The organism is Streptomyces sp. NPDC017936 (genome assembly GCF_044328485.1).
GTDB lineage: Bacteria > Actinomycetota > Actinomycetes > Streptomycetales > Streptomycetaceae > Streptomyces.
On the sequence record NZ_JBIRHK010000026.1, the window covers coordinates 37,803 to 53,885 of the forward strand.

The 16,083-nt window shown below is 67.9% G+C and carries 10 protein-coding genes and 2 pseudogenes; 8 read left to right on the forward strand and 4 right to left on the reverse strand.

Annotation, left to right across the window (positions count from 1 at the left end; all coding sequences use genetic code 11):
- Positions 1-104 precede the first annotated feature (104 nt).
- The 3 genes and pseudogenes from ACH4F6_RS36875 to ACH4F6_RS36885 all read left to right on the forward strand — a co-directional run.
- Positions 105-564: pseudogene (locus ACH4F6_RS36875) on the forward strand (SDR family NAD(P)-dependent oxidoreductase); the annotation flags it as partial.
- Positions 565-589: 25 nt separating this feature from the next.
- On the forward strand, positions 590-1,351 hold the full coding sequence (locus tag ACH4F6_RS36880) for an IS6 family transposase (RefSeq protein ID WP_397964804.1): 762 nt from the start codon (positions 590-592) through the stop codon (positions 1,349-1,351).
- Positions 1,352-1,516: 165 nt separating this feature from the next.
- Positions 1,517-1,750, forward strand: coding sequence for a hypothetical protein (locus ACH4F6_RS36885; protein WP_397964806.1), 234 nt, complete (start codon positions 1,517-1,519; stop codon positions 1,748-1,750).
- 410 nt (positions 1,751-2,160) lie between these two features.
- Here the strand turns inward: ACH4F6_RS36885 and ACH4F6_RS36890 are convergent, their stop codons facing one another.
- Positions 2,161-2,649: a hypothetical protein gene (locus ACH4F6_RS36890; protein ID WP_397964807.1), complete on the reverse strand. Its 489-nt coding sequence runs from the start codon at positions 2,647-2,649 to the stop codon at positions 2,161-2,163.
- A gap of 39 nt (positions 2,650-2,688) precedes the next feature.
- The gene (locus tag ACH4F6_RS36895; RefSeq protein WP_397964809.1) at positions 2,689-3,783 is read right to left on the reverse strand and encodes a hypothetical protein; all 1,095 of its coding nucleotides are present in this window, start codon (positions 3,781-3,783) and stop codon (positions 2,689-2,691) included.
- A 407-nt stretch (positions 3,784-4,190) separates the two neighbouring features.
- On the opposite strand from ACH4F6_RS36895, the gene ACH4F6_RS36900 reads away from it, so the two are divergent.
- The 3 genes from ACH4F6_RS36900 (at position 4,191) to ACH4F6_RS36910 (ending at position 8,536) form a co-directional block, all read left to right on the forward strand.
- Complete coding sequence (locus ACH4F6_RS36900; protein ID WP_397964810.1) at positions 4,191-4,934, forward strand: hypothetical protein; 744 nt, start codon at positions 4,191-4,193, stop codon at positions 4,932-4,934.
- Between the two features lie 66 nt (positions 4,935-5,000).
- Positions 5,001-6,845 carry an FG-GAP-like repeat-containing protein gene (locus ACH4F6_RS36905; protein WP_397964812.1) on the forward strand — a complete coding sequence of 615 codons (1,845 nt, stop codon included), beginning with the start codon at positions 5,001-5,003 and terminating at the stop codon, positions 6,843-6,845.
- Positions 6,846-7,051: 206 nt separating this feature from the next.
- Complete coding sequence (locus ACH4F6_RS36910; protein WP_397964813.1) at positions 7,052-8,536, forward strand: RICIN domain-containing protein; 1,485 nt, start codon at positions 7,052-7,054, stop codon at positions 8,534-8,536.
- A gap of 420 nt (positions 8,537-8,956) precedes the next feature.
- On the opposite strand, the pseudogene ACH4F6_RS36915 reads toward ACH4F6_RS36910, so the two are convergent.
- Both ACH4F6_RS36915 and ACH4F6_RS36920 read right to left on the reverse strand, forming a co-directional pair.
- Positions 8,957-11,188 (reverse strand): annotated as a pseudogene (locus ACH4F6_RS36915) (Helicase associated domain protein).
- A 50-nt stretch (positions 11,189-11,238) separates the two neighbouring features.
- Entirely contained in the window at positions 11,239-11,667 is a 429-nt protein-coding gene (locus ACH4F6_RS36920) for a hypothetical protein (protein ID WP_397964814.1), read from the reverse strand.
- A gap of 94 nt (positions 11,668-11,761) precedes the next feature.
- On the opposite strand from ACH4F6_RS36920, the gene ACH4F6_RS36925 reads away from it, so the two are divergent.
- Together ACH4F6_RS36925 and ACH4F6_RS36930 are read left to right on the forward strand one after the other, a co-directional pair.
- Positions 11,762-12,576 (forward strand): IS5 family transposase gene (locus ACH4F6_RS36925; RefSeq protein WP_397964880.1). Its coding sequence is split into 2 segments (ribosomal slippage): positions 11,762-12,104 and positions 12,104-12,576, totalling 816 coding nucleotides; the frame shifts between segments, so codons are not numbered across the junction.
- A gap of 603 nt (positions 12,577-13,179) precedes the next feature.
- Positions 13,180-16,083, forward strand: coding sequence for a hypothetical protein (locus ACH4F6_RS36930; protein ID WP_397964816.1), 2,904 nt, complete (start codon positions 13,180-13,182; stop codon positions 16,081-16,083).

Consider the following 16,083-nt stretch of genomic DNA (forward strand, 5'->3'; position numbering starts at 1 on the left):
TCGACGCCGACGGAGCGCACCGCCGCGAACCAATCCCTTGGGTGCTCCCGGTGACCGCTTTCCGGGAGCACCCGCTCCGACGACACGCACAGGAGAGACACGACGTGACCACCACATTGACCACCGGCGGCAACAGGGGCCTCGGCCACGAGATCGCGCGCCGACTCGTCCAGGCGGGCCAGACGGTCTGGAGCGGAGCCCGGGACGCCGGGAACGGACGCAAGGCCGCCGACCGGCTCGGCGGTCGGCGCGGCGCGCGCGGGCCACCTGGACGTTCTCGTCAACAACGCCGGGATCCTCGGCGAAGTGACCGCACCCGAGGACATGACGGCCGACCAGATCCGCCACGTCCACGAAACCAACGTCTTCGGCCTGGTGCGCGTCACGCACGCGTTCCTGCCCCCGCTGCGGAAGGCGGCCGCCCCCTCCGTCGTCAACGTCACCAGCGGTCTGGGGTCGTTCACGCTGACCCACGACCCGGAGCGGGTCGAGTCGCAGTATCCGCTCGCCGCCTACGGCTCGTCGAAGAGCGCGGTCACCATGCTGACCATGCAGTACACCAGGAGGCGCTGTCACGTTGGCTGATCGGGTGGAATTATTTTCTGATTGGTCGTGCTGGGAGGGGGCGTCCGTGGACAACGCACCGCCGTCGTACAAGGGGCACCGGTACCCGGTCGAGGTGATCGCGCACTGCGTGTGGCTGCACTTCCGCTTCCCGCTCAGCTTCCGCGAGGTCGAGGAGCTGATGCTCGAGCGCGGCGTGATGGTCTCCCACGAGACGATCCGCCGCCGGTGCGCGAAGTGCGGGCAGTCCTACGCCAACGACCTGCACCGCAGGCGGTCCCGGCCCGGGGACAAGTGGCACCTGGACGAGGTCTTCATCAGGGTCAACGGCGAGCGGAAGTACCTGTGGCGGGCCGTCGACGCCGACGGCACCGTGCTCGACATCCTGGTCCAGAACCAGCGGGACACCGCTGCGGCCCGGCGGTTCTTCCGCAGGTTGCTCAAGAAGGCCTGCTCGGTGCCGCGGGTGGTGGTCACCGACAAGCTGCGCTCCTACAGTGCGGCCCACCGCGAGGTGATGCCCTCCGTGGAACACCGCTCACACAAGGGCCCGAACAACCGGGCCGAGAACTCCCACCAGCCCACCCGGCAGCGCGAGCGTGCCATGAAGGGCTTCCGCAGCGTCGGCGGAACCCAGCGGTTCCTGTCCGCGTTCAGCGGCATCTCACCCCATTTCCGGCCCCGCCGCCATCTGATGACCGCCGTCCACTACCGCGTCGAGATGACCATCCGCTTCGCCATCTGGGACCAGATCACTGGCGCCACCGCCCCGCCCACCGCAGCGTAATCCAGGCCACGCCCCCCTCTACGCCCTGACACGCCCTCAACCGATCAACACCCCACCAACGTGACAACGCCCGTTGAGACCACCGCCGGCATCACGGCCGTGGACATCTAGACCAGCGACTGGCACCGGGAATCGAGCGGCAAGTTCCAGGCCCCGGCCAACACGGTGATCGTCGGTCGGGAACACCAGGGCGGGGAGGACGGCAACACCCGCTGCTGCTACGGCGTCCTGTGCGACCTCTACGGCAAGACGCTCAAGGTCACCGCAGGTCAGTGGACGGCCAGCGAGCCGGAGAGCAGCCACAACGTGCGGGCCCCGCCCCACCACATCCTCGTCGGCCGCAAGCACGCGGGGGACGAGAACGGCCCGACCGCGTACCTCTTCGGCACCGTCGAGTAACACCGCCTTGGCACCATCTGGTCATTCCGCCGGTTCGTCTTCCCGGACGGCCCGACCCAAGTGGTGGCCGTCACCGAGAGGTTCCCGCCGCGACGGGCGGTCTCTGAGCACCTGCGGAACTCCTGCATGCCGACCGCGGGCCCACACAGCCGCGGCGCCGGACTGTCCGAGCAGGCAGGAACGGGCGTCTGCTTTCGCACCGAAGCCAGACGCCCGCTCCCTCCACAGAGCGACGCACCGCAATTGCACGGCGCCACTCCGATGCAGCGCGCGACATTTACCGCAGCTCCGGCCTGTTGGGTCCTGTCGGGTGAAAACCGGCCCACGGGCCACGTCCTGTTGCGGCCGATCGGGTCCGGGAGCTGGTCATCGCAGCGGGCCCGGCCGGCGGTGGGCGTCGTCCCGGTCGCCTACTGAGGTCCGGACTGGCCGTCAGCTCCCGGGTTGGGGGCCTTGGGGGTCTCCGGGGTCTTGGGGGGCTTGGTGAAGTCGCTCTTCTTCGGCCTGTTCTGCAGGTCCGCGTCCATCTGCAGGCCGCTGTGCTCCGTGACCGCCGCGCTGGACTGCTGCATGCGGGCTGATGCGGCCTCGGACACCTTGCCGGGGTCGTTGGCGTACTGGGCCTGCTCGCCGGCGGCTGCCTGCGTGGTGCGGATGAAGGAGCCGAGGAAGCCCAGGACGACGCGTGCTTCGGGTGACTGCTCCTGTACGACCCTCGCGCGGGAGGACGCGCCGTGGATACCGGTGGCGAACAGGCTCGTGGTCGTGTCGTCGTAGGTGCCTTCTTCGGCGTCTTCGAAGTCGATGTCCGCGCCCGGTTGCGGTTTGACACCGCTGGCGATCACCGAGAACAGGCCCGCGCCCTGGCTCGCGGAGTTGAAGATGTTGTCGAACACCATGGTTGTCGCCCCTGTCGTTGTCGTGGCGGTGCCGCCGGGTCAAGGCTGCTTGTACAAGGCCCGGTCGCTGTCGGTGATGGCCTCGTGGTCGAACATCGTGTGGTGGACGTCCAGGGCGGAGACGACTTCGGCGGCCCCGTGCATCAGGAAGACGCCGCCCCCGAAGTCGAGATCCGCGATGGGGCGGGCGACCACATGGTCGAGGTGGGGGTAGTTGCCGGGCTGCGGGGGAGACAGGACCGCTGCCGGCACGTCGTACTTCACCGCGATCAACCCGGAGAAGGTCACGGGGATCTCGTAGCTGTACAGCTTGTGCGAGCGCCGCTGGGTGACGATGACCTCCACGCGGGAGCCCGGCGGGACCTTGCCGGAAATCTGTGACTTCGATGCCCAGCTGGTGGTCAGCGAGCCGCCGACGGAAGCGGCGATGCCCAGGGCCAGCTGGGCGTTGAGCGTGGCGGTGCCTGTGGCGCTGCCCTGCGTGGTGAACCCCACCGAGTTCGTCACTGTGTTCGCCGCGGTGTTCCCCGCCGAGTTCGTCGTTCCGACGTCGGTGGCCGTGGCGTGGTCGGCTCCGACGTTGTCCTTGCTGTTCTTGCTGGTGTCGGTGTTTGTCGTCTTGTTCGTCATGTCGTTGCGCACCTGCGTCTGCAACTGCGACTGAAGGTCCAGGCGCAGCTGGTTCTGCAGTTGCAGCTGGAGCTGCGCACTGACGCTGCCGCCAAAGGTGAGCTTGGCGTCCCCGCTGAGTGACCACGTGACGCCGTTCGACACGGTGAAGTCGACCGAGTCGCTGAAGGTCATTTCGGTCTGGCTGCGGTTGACGTAGGCGCGTGAGGAGAACGTGTCGGGCGGGGGCTGGGCGAGGTTGGAGCGTTCTTCGATCAGCGGTTCTCCGAGGTTCATGTACGCGATCCAGCCGAGATGGTGCGCGGTGCCCGGGAAGGCCCCGAAGCTCGACTTGTTGACGGAGAACCCGACCGGCTTGTGCTTGACGCCGTAGTCGTCGACGTAGACCAGCTTTGGATGATTCAGGAGGGACTGCCAGGTCTGCGCGATGCCCAGTTCCCGCAGGTTCTTTTTCGTCAGCGGCTGGCGCTTGGCTTGTTCCAGGTTGTACGCGGTGGAAGGCATTCCCCGTCCTCGACTGAGCTGGCCGGATTGCGTTCGATAGAAATGGCCGATTGCGTTCGGCGGAAAATCGAAAAGGATCTCCGCAGCTTTTTGGGAGACGAATTTAACATGCGTCCGGTGACCCTGAAAGTCGCCCGCCGCGTATGCACCTAATCGAGTGAAGAGGGGTCAGGGGCCATCCTGACCTCGCTGCAGGGCAGGTAGATTGGGCAGCCGCCAACTACTCGACCCGCGACTCGAAAGCGTTCTGAGCTTATGTCGCGGTCGTCGCCACGTACGGGGAAAAGGCGCCTCGGGCTTTCTTGTGGGTCCCGCGGGATTATGGGGGGCATTCGCAAACCCAGGACCGAAACCCTGCGTTGATTTCTGGTGTTGTTCTGCCCATCGAGAAGAGTGAGGTCTCCGCGATGTACACCCAAGAGCGCACGACGATGTCGAACCTGGTGGTCGGCGGTCCGGTGGCGGTGAACAGCTACGACAACGCGATCGTCGCGGCGCTGGTCGAGAACCGCCCGGTCATGCTCGTCCACGCCTTCAACGGCGGCTACTTGCGACCCGTTGAACTCGACCAGTCCAGCCACGACAAGGGGGTGAAGCTCGCCACCGCGCTCGACCCGGCCACCAAGGAGGCCCAGGGCCACCTGTGGTACGTCACCCCGGCCGGCTTCTTCGGCCAGCGCCCCCTGTACTTCCTGGAGAGCGCCGCCGGTCAGGTCTCGCCCCCGTCCGCCGGCCAGGTCTCGCCCCCGTCCGCCGGTGCGGGTCAGGCCGACGCGGGACGCGGTGACGACGGCGTACCCAAGCCGCAGCGCAGGCGCGTCACCGTCCACCAGGACGCCCCCAAGGCCACGGCCGACACCGTCCAGGTGGGGCTGCCCGACAAGGTCAGCGACAAGTGGCGCGGGAAGAACGGCGCCCCCGAGGACACCCAGCTGTGGGTCATCACCGTGACGCCCTGGGGCGGGATCACCTTCGTGCCGATCACCCACCCCGACGCCATCCTCGGCTTCAAGGACCACATGGTGACAGCCGACAGCGAGGTGTCCCTCACCTACAACTGGGGCGGTGACTTCACCGGCACGATCATCAACACGTTCTACCCGCGGCTGCCCAGCGAGTGGAACGTCCCCTACCACCACGTGTTCACGTGATCCGCACCGCCGCCGCACCACAGCCGTCCCGAGCCCCCGCCCGTACCGCCTGGAAGAGGCAGCCCGATGCCCGTGCCCACGCACGAAATGAAACTGGAGATCGTCAACGTCGCCACGGGGAAGACCCTCGCCACCCGGGCCACGCCGGGCGCGGACGGGGCGCTCGTCGTCCGTGACTTCCCGGACGGCGGCCCGCGCCCGGACCAGTGGCAGCTCACCCCCGCGCCCGCCGGACAGGGCGGCCCACAGGAAGAGGACGGCCAGGTCTATGTGATCCGCAACGCCGTCAACGACAAGGTGCTCGACGACCCCGCCGCCACGGACCGCGGCATCCGTCAGGCGGATGCCGCGGCCGGCGCGACGGGCCAGCAGTGGCGCCTCATCCCGGTCGAGGACGAAGCGGGCCTGTACTTCATCGAGGGCGCGGCCGACGGCGCCGTTCTCGACCTCGCCCACCCCGACCCGGACGGCACACGGATCATCTTGCGCGAGTTGGACGACAGCGCCGCCGGCCAGCGGTGGCGATTCGTGCCGGCCGAACCCGAGCGCACCAGCGACCCCGTGCTGCGCTTCGCACCGCTGAGCCACTGGAACGGCCGTCAGTCCTGGCGGCTGGTGCGCTCGGCCGCACTGCGCCCGGCACCCGGTGCCGCGCCCTCGTTCAGCGACATGCTGCTGGTCCTCGACGTGTTCGGTGCCGACCAGGACGCCGGCGGGTGGGAGAGCGACGGCAGCGGCCCCTCTCCGGTCGGGCAGCCGGGCTGGTGGTCCGGCGTCGGAGCGCGGTTCCTCGCGGACACGACGGGAGCGGGCAGGGCGGACATCGTCGGCCTCAAGCCCACGAAGGGTGCCGTACGGGCGTCCAGCAGGGGCGACGGGACGTTCGAGGACGAGCAGGCCCTGCACCAGGGCCCCCCGGCACCGAACCCGGCGGACCTGTGGACGTTCGCGGACACCACGGGCGACGGCAAGCCCGACCTGGTCGTGCTGTCCGCCGGTGGTGTCCGGGTCTCCACGCTCGACGACAACGGCACGTTCACGCCCAAGGGCGGCAAGCTGGTCCTCAAGGCGTTCGGACACGGCCAGCAGGCCGGCGGGTGGCAGGCCGACAAGCACCCGCGCCTCCTCGCCGACACGACCGGCAGCGGCCGCCTCGACATCGTCGGCTTCCACGACGACGGCGTGTGGATCTCCCTTCAGGACGAGGACGGCACGTTCGCGCCACTCGCCGACGAACCCGCCCTCCGCGCCTTCGGCCACGGCGAGGAGGCCGGCGCATGGCTCATCGACAAGCACCCGCGGTTCCTCGCCGACCTCACCGGCGACGGCCGGCTGAGTATCGTCGGCTTCCACGACGACGGCCTGTGGGTCTCCCTCCAGGACGACGACGGGTTCGCCGAACAGCACTGGCTTCTCCCGGAGTTCGGGACCAACCAGGGCTGGACCTCTGTCGACGAACACCCCCGGTTCCTGCTCCGAACCACCGGGGACGGAGCGGTGGACATCGTCGGGTTCGGCCCGCAGGGCACCGTCGTCTCCCGCGGGAACGGAGACGGGACGTTCGCCTCCCCCCAACTCGTCCTGAACGACTTCGGCCTCGCCCAGGGCTGGACCGGCACCAAGCACCTGCGTTTGCTCGCCGACGTCACCGGCGACGGCAACCCCGACATCGTCGGCTTCGGCGACGAGGGCGTCTGGGTATCGCACAACCGCGGCGACGGCACGTTCGAGCAGGCCCAGCTGGTGTGCCGCGGCTTCGGCCACAACGACGACGCAGGCGCCTGGCGCGTCGACCGCCACCCCCGCTTCCTCGCCGACATCACCGGCGACGGCCGCCTCGACATCATCGGCTTCGGCGGCCCGGGCGTGTACGTGGCCCGAAACCTCCACCGCCAGTTCAGGACCCGGTGACCCCCGCAGACACACGGATCACACCGGCGTCCGGGCCCCCGGCCGTCCTCACCCTCGCCGCCCCGGCCGAACGCCACCACGCCCATCCCCCGCGCCCGACCACAGCTTCGACCACGCGCACCTGGCGAGCCGCACGGTCGGCACCGCTGCCCGTGCAGGCCGCGCATGCGCCAGTGACACGGTTGGGAAACCATGAAGGAATCACGATGAGCACTGCCCAGGCTACGGCCACGAACAGCCCGAGCCCCGGCCCTGTGATCACCACGGTGGCCGGCACCGGCGCGAGCGGGCCCCGCAGTGATGGTGGTCCCGCAACCTCCACGTCACTGTCACACCCGCAGCAGATCGCGGTGGACGGCGCCGGAAACCTCTACATCGCCGAATTCAACGGCCGGATCAGCAAGGTCGCTGCGGACCGGACGATCACCACGGTCGCCGGCCCCGGCACATCCGTCTCGGCATCCGCTCCGCGGGGAGTCGCCGTCGACGGTTCCGGAAACCTCTACATCGCCGATACCGGCGGCAATTACGTTCGAAAGATCGCCACTGACGGGACAGTCACCACAGTCGCCGGGACCGGGACCCGCGCGTCCAGCGGCGACGGCGGACCCGCCACCTCCGCCCAGGTGATGGGCCCCTGGGGACTGACGGTGGACGGCGCCGGAAACCTGTACATCGCCGAGCCCTGGGCCGAGCGGGTCCGCAAGGTCGACGCCAACGGGACGATCACCACGGTCGCCGGGACCGGGACCCGTGGCTCCAGCGGCGACGGAGGACCGGCCATCTCCGCCCAGTTCTACGCCCCACGAGCGGTGGCGGTGGACGGTGCCGGGAATCTCTACATCGCCGACTCCAGGAACGAGCGGGTCCGCAAGGTCGACGCCAACGGGACGATCACCACGGTCGCCGGGACCGGGACCCGCGGATACAGCGGCGACGGAGGACCCGCCAAGTCGGCCCAGCTCTGTGCCCCGCAGGGCCTGGCCGTGGACCGCGCCGGAAACCTCTACATCGCCGACTCCGGAAACGACTGCGTCCGCAAGGTCGCCCCGGACGGGACGATCACCACCGAGGTCCACATCCCCGGCTCCGGCGGCGGCCCGCAGGCCGGCACCGGCGATATGGGCAGCTACGTGCACGGAATCGCCCTGGACAGCGCCGGCAGCATCTACCTCGCCGACACCTTCCACCCCCAGGTGCGGAAGATCGCGGCGCCGACCAGCGCCGCGCTCCCGGCCTCCGGCACGGTGGTTTCCTGGCGCAACGTCCGCAGCACGCTGAGAATGTCCGTCATCAACGAATCCGTCAGCGAGGGCGCCGAGGTCCGCCAGGCCCTCGCCGTAGCCAGAAACCATCAACGGTGGCGACTGCTCGTCGTGGGCCAGGACAATGGCGACAACCTATACACGATCGAGAACGTCAAGAGCGGAAAAGTCCTGGAAGTACTCGGAGCGCAAACCACTGACGGGGCGAAAGTCGTACAGCGCACCTACGCCGGAGCCGGCGCACGCCACCAACAGTGGAAGCTGATTCCGGTGAACCCCACCGCCACCACCGGGCTCGTGTACGAGATCATGAACTGGAACAGCGGCCTGTTCCTGCGCGTCGACACTAACGCCGCAGCGGTGATCAAACAATCCGCATCGGGCAGCGGTGACAAGTACCGTCAGTGGGAGCTGATCCCGGTGTAGGGCGAAGCGAAGCGACCCGGCATGCGTCGAGGAAGAAGAACCGCTCCAGCTCCGGGCGCCTCGATACCACGGCTTACGTGGGTGGTGAACATGCCGCTCTTGGTCAGCGCTGGGCCGTCCGAGGCCGGCCAACGCCGACAGTCGGCACCCACGGGTGACCGCCCCCCACCCCGCTCTGGCCTGGGCTACGCGACACTGGATGCATCATGCCCAAGCCCGGAGAACTGTGCTGAAGCCGCCCCCTAGCCAGGCAGTGGACGGTGGTGCCGGTCCAGGTCGTCCCCGCGGACGGCGGATGATGGGTGGGGCGGGGGCCCCACGCTGATCCCCCGAGCCGACATGAGCCCCGCTGCATGAGCCGAGTGCGCTTCCCGTACGGCATGCGCACGCGACTTTTTGGACAGCCGGGTACTTGCAGGTCTAGGCCCATTCGATGCCCAGCTCCCGCAGCGACTCCAGCTGCTCCACCGTGAGCTCGTCCCGCCTCGATTTGGTGTTCGAGACCCATACGCCCAGCCTGACGGGCACCGGCTCCGCCTCGCCGTCGACCGCGATTTCCATGACAGCGCCGCGCGGTACGGGCCGCTGCCCCTCCTGCTCCACCCACCGCGCCAGGGCTGCCAAGCCCCGCTGGAACGCCGCCTGCGCCTTGCCCCCGGCCTTCCCCGGGCCCCCTTCGCCGCGCTGGCCGCCGCCGGAGCGGGAGACGAGGCCTCAGCCGGCTTGATGCCGAGTCTGGACAGCCGGTCCTGCTGTTCGGGGGACAGTAGTTTCCAGGTGGCCGACTTGCGCTGCTGGTGGAGCCATCGCCCGAGCGGAAAAGCCTTGGTTGCCCCGACCTCGGTCTCGACGTCGTAGGGAACGGCGTAGACGCCGGTGATCTCGTTTTCCTTCCGCCAGCGGAGCAGGGCTTGGTAGCCCTCGAGCCAGACCAGGGACTCGGGCCGGTAGACCCGGGTGCGCAGGAACGCCGCGATCGTGGCCGCGTCGCGGGGAGAGGAGAAGTGCAGCAGGGCGGACTCGGCAGCGGCGTCGGTGCCGTGCTGGTCCTGGTCCTCGCCGTCGCCCTCTTCGCCGGCCCCGACGATCCGTCCGTCCTCATCGCGCTGGAGGTGGACCTTGCGCTTGCCGCTGGTGAGGGCGCGGGAGGCGAGTTGCTCGACCAGGCGCTCATCGTGGCTGCGCAGGCCCTGGAGCACCGCCACGAGCGGCTTGAAGCTCGCGGAGGCGACCATGTCGGTGGGGTCCTCACCGGGCTCCAGGAACACCGGCACGATGATCCGCGCGACCTTGGTGGAGCCGTCGCGGTTGGGCCTGAGTGCGCGGCCGATGTCCTGGACGATCTCGACCTGGGAGCCGCGGGTGTCCGCGAAGCAGACGGCTTCCACTCCGCGGTCGCCGGTGATGTCCACACCTTCCCCGAGCACGCGGCAGCTGGCGAGGAACGCGCGGTGGACTCGGCGCCCGGCCGCGTCGATGCCGTTCGCGAACTGCTGGAGCACCTCGTGCCGTTCGGTGACGAGGTGGTCGCCGCACAGCCACGCCGACCACACCCGGTCCGGCGGTACGTGGCGGCCGGCCTCGAGTTCGTAGAAGGCCGCGTCGATGGAGGACTTCGGCAGCTTGTCGGCGGCGGCCAGGTCGTCGTCGGTGGCGTCGTTGACGTACAGCTCGGCAGAGGTCTGCGGCAGCTTGTCCGCGAACGCGGCGGCCTCCTCGACCTTCTGGTGGAACGTCATGACGGTCTTGAGGTTCCACTTCGCCGCGTGCTCCAGGAGCGCGGTCTGCAACAGGGCCAGGCGCCGGCCGCGCCGCGCCTCTTCGGACTCCCCGAGGACGGGGGAGGGGTCGCGGATCTCCAGGACGTCGATCTCGAACCCGGCGAGGATCTCGCGTTCGATCGCCTCCGAGAGTCCGAGCTCGGCGAGCCACGCGCCGTACGTTCCGTCCGGGTCGTCGGCCATGGTCGCGATCTCCGCCTCCTGGCCACCCGCGCCCTTCTGCGGGCGGGCCGCGGCGAGGATGCGCGGGGTGGCGGTCAGGTAGAGCCGGAAGTCCGCCGGGATGCGGGCGTTGTCGTGGATCGCCGCCCACGGACGACCAAGATCACCGGCGGTGCCGTGCGCCTCGTCCACGATCGTGAGGTCGAAGCCCGCCATGCACTGGCCGTACAGGCGCTCTCCGCCCGCCAAAGCGGCCTCCAGCGGCCCGCGAACCTTCCGCTGACCCTCGGGGGCGTCGATGTCCTCGCGGTCCACGAGAGAGGCGTACGTGGCGAACACGACCACCGGCCCGGGCCCGGCCCACAGGGCGAGCTGGATCGGGTTGGTGGTGGTGCGCACCCACAGCTCGTTGAGAACCGGGTCGTTCTCCAACGAGCACACCGCAACCATGGGCGGGCGGTGACCCACCGCCCGCCCATGGTTGAGCGGTCTGCACGAGCAGGTCCAGGGTCGGCACGGTCACCAGGATCCGGCCCTCGGGGAAGCACTCCAGCGCGCACGCAGCAGCCATGATCGTTTTACCGGACCCAGTCGCTGACACGATCGTCCCACGGGCACCCTGAGGCGGCACAGATGACCTTGCAGGAAACCCGACCCACTTCCGGAAACTCAACTTCTGGTCCACCTGGTGCTCCCTGAGCTGAATCACAGACCCCCTCACCTCCCCCATCTCGACAACGACGAAGACCCAGCGGAGCGTCAGATGTGATTGCGGTGAAGGATGGCACGAACAGCAGCTTCGAACTCACGCACCGCCAAACCGTGTTCATCGCGAGCCGCAACCCAGGCCGAATCCTGCCCGTATGAACCCCGAAGCCGATAGTACGCATCCATCAGACGGGAAGCCTGAGAGCGAAGCTGCTCACTACCAGGAGTCATGAAGAACTGGGTCGTTACTTCATAGCGGAGAGGGTCTGCAGCGGCCAGATCTGACACCGCTACACCAGCTACAGAAGCGTCAAGTATCTGCCCACACATCCGGTTGTACATGGAGGAAAGTCGCGCACTTACTTCTACGAGTCGATTCACTTCCTCCTTGCGCCTTTCGACTCTGCGCCGAATGAAATCACCCAAGAGAACCAGAGTTCCACCGAGAATTGCTCCAAGCAGTGCCAGCACACTTTCCACTTCATTACTCCGCAACGTAGAATCCCCTATATTTCCGCCAACACTACTGAACTTAGACCGTGTCCTACATGGTCAGTTGGTCGTTCGACTGGTTATGGGGAGTGGGCGGTGGGGATGGATCGTGCCGGATGGCCTGTGGGAGATCGCCAGGTCACTGTTGCCGCCGGTGCGGGTGCGGCCGCAGGGTGGCGGGGTCGCGAACATCGACGACGAGGCGGTGTTCGCCGCGATCATCTATGTGCTGGTCAGCGGCTGCGCCTGGCGGGCGTTGCCGCCGTGCTTTGGGGCGTCGAAGTCGACCGTGCACCGCCGGTTTCTCATCTGGTCCCGGGCCGGGGTGTGGGGACGACTGCACCAGAAGGTGCTCGAGCTCTTGGACGGCCAGAACCTCGTCGACCTGTCGCGCGCTGTCCTCGACTCCGCTCACGTCCGCGCTAAAAAGGGGGCGAACTTGCAGGTCCGAGCCCCGTGGGCCGGGGTAAGGCCGGTTCCAAGATGCACGTCCTGTCCGACGCGAACGGACTGCCCCTACGCGTCGGACTCTCCGCGGCCAACACCCACGACAGCCTCGCCCTGAAGCCGATGCTGTCCCACTTCCACATGGGACACGAATCCCACGCGAACGATTCCAAGCCTGGGCGCCTTCACGCGGACAAGGCATACGGCATCCCTCACCTGCGGCGATGGTTGTGGGGCAAGCACATCGGAGTCCGCATCGCCCGCAAAGGCATCGAGTCCAGCGAACGCCTGGGACGCCGCAGGTGGGTCATCGAACGCACCATGTCCTGGCTGACCGGCTACCGCCGACTCAACCACCGCTACGAACGCCACCCCCGCAACTACCTAGCCTTTCTCGGGCTGGCATCCGCCCTCTGCTGCTACAAGCGGTTCCTCAAACTGACCATGTAGGACACGGTCTAAGCAGGTGCAACAGGTGCGGCGATATCGCCGATTCAGGTGAAGCGCCGTCGGCACCCCGGACTGCCGGGTTAGCTGCAGCAAGAAGTCGCTTCTGTGGATATTGCCGGGACAGTGCTTGGGCCGGTCGGGCTTGACGGCGCGGACAATGGCGGAGTGCATCCCTGCCTGGCTTTGCCTGCCGGTGCCATGCGCCCGCTGCGCAACTCGGACACGGCCGGGCTCGACAGCGTCGACGACAGCGCTGAGTAACAGCAACGCCATCTCCCCTGGCGCGCCTGCGTCGGCTACTTGATGACGATGGCGAGAAGGGAAGTGCAGGTCCGGCGCCTGGTCATGCGGTGCCAGCACCCGCCCCGCCTTCACGCAGGCCACCTGCTCGATTTTGACTGACTTTGAATGATTGCAAGACAAATCCGATAGTTCAGTGGTGAATTCCCTATTCCGCTGTCGGACTTGCCGGAGTTCCGGGATGCTGGGCCGTGTTACTGCACGTGTCGTGGCCGGGGGGCGCCAATGACGGCTGGGGACAGGGCACTGTCGGTGGGCGGTGACGCCATCGGCCAGTTCTCCACTGGAGACCACAACGTCCTCGTGACCGCCAACGCTTCGCTGGTACAGGTGCACCAGGCTGCCCCGCGTGTGAAGCCGCAACGGCGGGCGCACATCGAGCGCCTCCCCAACGGCGCCGCCACCCCGTTGGGACGCGAAGACGAAGCAGCGCTGGTGCTGCGATCCATCGCAGACAACGAACCCGTACAGGTGTACGGCGCGGACGGAATCGGCAAGAGCACATTGATCCGGCACGCCGCCCTCGAACTCGACGGCCGCGATGGGGTGGTGTTCCTCGACGGGTACGGGAAGGACCTCGACGACCTGCTTCAGAGCGTCTTTGAAGCGTGCTACGACAGTCCTGGCTACCGTCCGAGCGAAGGGGAGTTGCACGCCCTGCTGGCCGACATCCGGCTCTGCCTGGTTGTCGATGACTTCGACGAGCCGAGCCGGCACCTGGTGCAGCTTCAGGACGCGATACCTGCCGGCACCGTCCTGGTCGCCTCCGAGGAGCGCACGCTCTGGGGACACGGCAAGGCGCTCGAACTCGCCGGTCTCCCGAAGTCGGCGGCGCAGCAGCTGCTCGCCAGAGAACTGCGGCGTGAACTGTGCCCGGCGGACGAAGCCGGCGCGTCCCTGCTCTGGGAAGCGTGCTTGGGGCACCCCTTCAAGCTGCTGCGCGCCGCCGCGCTGGCCCGGCGCGACGCCAGCACAGGACTTGCGCGGTTACCCACTCCGGTCGAGGTTCCTGAGCTCCTCCAGGACCTCATCACGTCCGCGACCGGCGTGGAACGGGAGATCCTCGGACTGCTCTCGGTGGCCCCGGCCGCCGAGGTGACGATCAATCTGCTGACGGTTCTGCTGGCGCCCTCCGAAACTGCCGAAGCGGTACGTACGACCGCCGAGCGGCTCGCCACATTCGGGCTCCTCACCCATGCCGACGAGAAGGTCAGGCTCTTCCGGGACGTCGGTGAAGCCTTTTTCGCCGATCCTGGCCAGGACACGGCCCGTCTCGCCGAGATCACCGACCGGATGGCAGCGTGGGCCACGGCACGTGACACGTCAGCCGCAGCGGTCGCCGAGCACGGCCCGCTCATAGCCGCCTGGATCGAGGCTGCAGGCCGTTCGGGCCAGCCGGACCTCGGAGTCAAGCTGGCCCGGGCTGCCGCTCCTGCCACAGCCTGCTCCCTGCGGTGGGGAGCCTGGGGACGCATCCTCACCCGGGGCCTGACAGCGGCGGAGCAAGCCGGTGACGAGCGTGCCCGTGCCTACTTCACCCACGAGACCGGCGTCCGCTCCCTGCTCACCGGCAAGCGGATCGCCGCCGCGGCAGCCCTTACGGCGGCCGCAGCCGCCTGGCGCTCACTGGGCGACAACGGCAGTGCGGACATCGCTGAGCACGGACGGACACTCGCGGACCCCCACGGCACAACGACCGGGCCGCCGCAACCGGACCCAGGCGCGCAAGCAGGCCAGGGCGGATCCCCTTCCTCGGCGGACGGTAACGAGGCGAGTGACCCGTCCCATGGCGGAGACGGACACCACAGCGGCGCAGACAGTCAGACTGGTCCCACGGACGGCCATTCCAGCGGCGCGGAACATGCGAAGGAGCCAGGGTCCGTCAATCACAGCGTTGGCGACACGCCCCAGCCGCCTCCCCACCACAGGATCGACGGCCACACGCCGCCAGGCGGAGGGCTCCCCCAAGGAGGCCTGACGCTGACCGCCAAGCTCGTCATCGGCGGCGCCCTGCTGGCGATCGGAGGCGGCGGCGTGTGGGTCCTAGGGCAAGGCGGCGAAGCGCATCCCAAGCCCTCGGTGCCGCTGCACGTTCAGGTGGCGACCGACGTCTTCGAGGTCGGCGCGATGCCTGGCACAACCGAGGGAACCTGCCGTGTCGAGGCCGGCCGGACCGACTGCACGAAGGTCGTCCGGGTGGCCAAAGGAGAGCAGGGACCGGTCACGGTCGTGCCCGACGGCCCCCTGCCCACCGGCGTCAAGATCGTCTACTGGGGCTGCGACGAGGGCGCGGCGTCGGCAACCTGTACCGTCACAGCGGACGCCGAGCACTCGGTATGCGTCACAACCACCAGCCCCAAGGACACAGCGGCCCGCAGCAGGTGCGCCGCGCTCGGAGGCACTGGCAAGGAGACATCGGTACCTCCATGGGCGCGGATTCTCGGGGTGTGGACCCGGCAGGACGGCGCAAAGTTCGACTTCGACGGGGCCAACGCGCGATGGCTCCCCGCGAGCCGCGAGGACCTCACAGTGTGCCGCTACACCGTGGACGACCCGTCAAGCAGCACCACCATCACGATGACGTGCCAGGACCTGGACAGCAGCCGGAAGGCAACGATCAGCCTCTCCGCCGCAGGCGATATCGGTGACCGAGATCGCACGCTCACCATCACGGGAGATTCGACTCTGAGCGGCACCTACCGCAGTGAAGCGCCGCCCGTCACTGACACCTCACAACCATCGATCTCGCTACCGCCAGACGGCGCGAACACGGACCCGCAGCCCGCGTTCGATCCCTGCTCAATCCTGAAACCGTCCGACCTGGAGCGCACCGCAGAGTATCTGGCGCTTGCCACGGAGTCGAGCGTGAAGAAGGACTCGAACTCTCCATCGAACAGTGCCGCGTTCTTTGGTATTTGCGGGTATTACACGCCGTACGCCGAGAACATTAAGGGAAACTATGCGTCTGTCGAGGTTTGGTACCATCCCACATCCACTTATCAGGATCCCGAAGGATGTCGTCAGATCAACATCACTGAAAATTCCTGGAATTGCCCCGTCGGCCCGAACGGCGTCAAAGAAGTCCGCGTGCAAATCGATAATGAAACCAGCCTTGGAGTGCGCGTCGGAAAGGTCCCGGAATGGGACTGGATTAACGACATGGCGGCAGCCGAAGCACTCGTGAAGATCATTCTCTCGCGCATCTGA

Excerpts from the sequence above, each read along its gene's own strand:
- ACH4F6_RS36890 (WP_397964807.1), bottom strand. The coding sequence starts at position 2,649 with ATGGTGTTCGACAACATCTTCAACTCCGCGAGCCAGGGCGCGGGCCTG.
- ACH4F6_RS36895 (WP_397964809.1), bottom strand. The coding sequence starts at position 3,783 with ATGCCTTCCACCGCGTACAACCTGGAACAAGCCAAGCGCCAGCCGCTG.
- ACH4F6_RS36900 (WP_397964810.1), top strand. The coding sequence starts at position 4,191 with ATGTACACCCAAGAGCGCACGACGATGTCGAACCTGGTGGTCGGCGGT.
- ACH4F6_RS36905 (WP_397964812.1), top strand. The coding sequence starts at position 5,001 with ATGCCCGTGCCCACGCACGAAATGAAACTGGAGATCGTCAACGTCGCC.
- ACH4F6_RS36910 (WP_397964813.1), top strand. The coding sequence starts at position 7,052 with ATGAGCACTGCCCAGGCTACGGCCACGAACAGCCCGAGCCCCGGCCCT.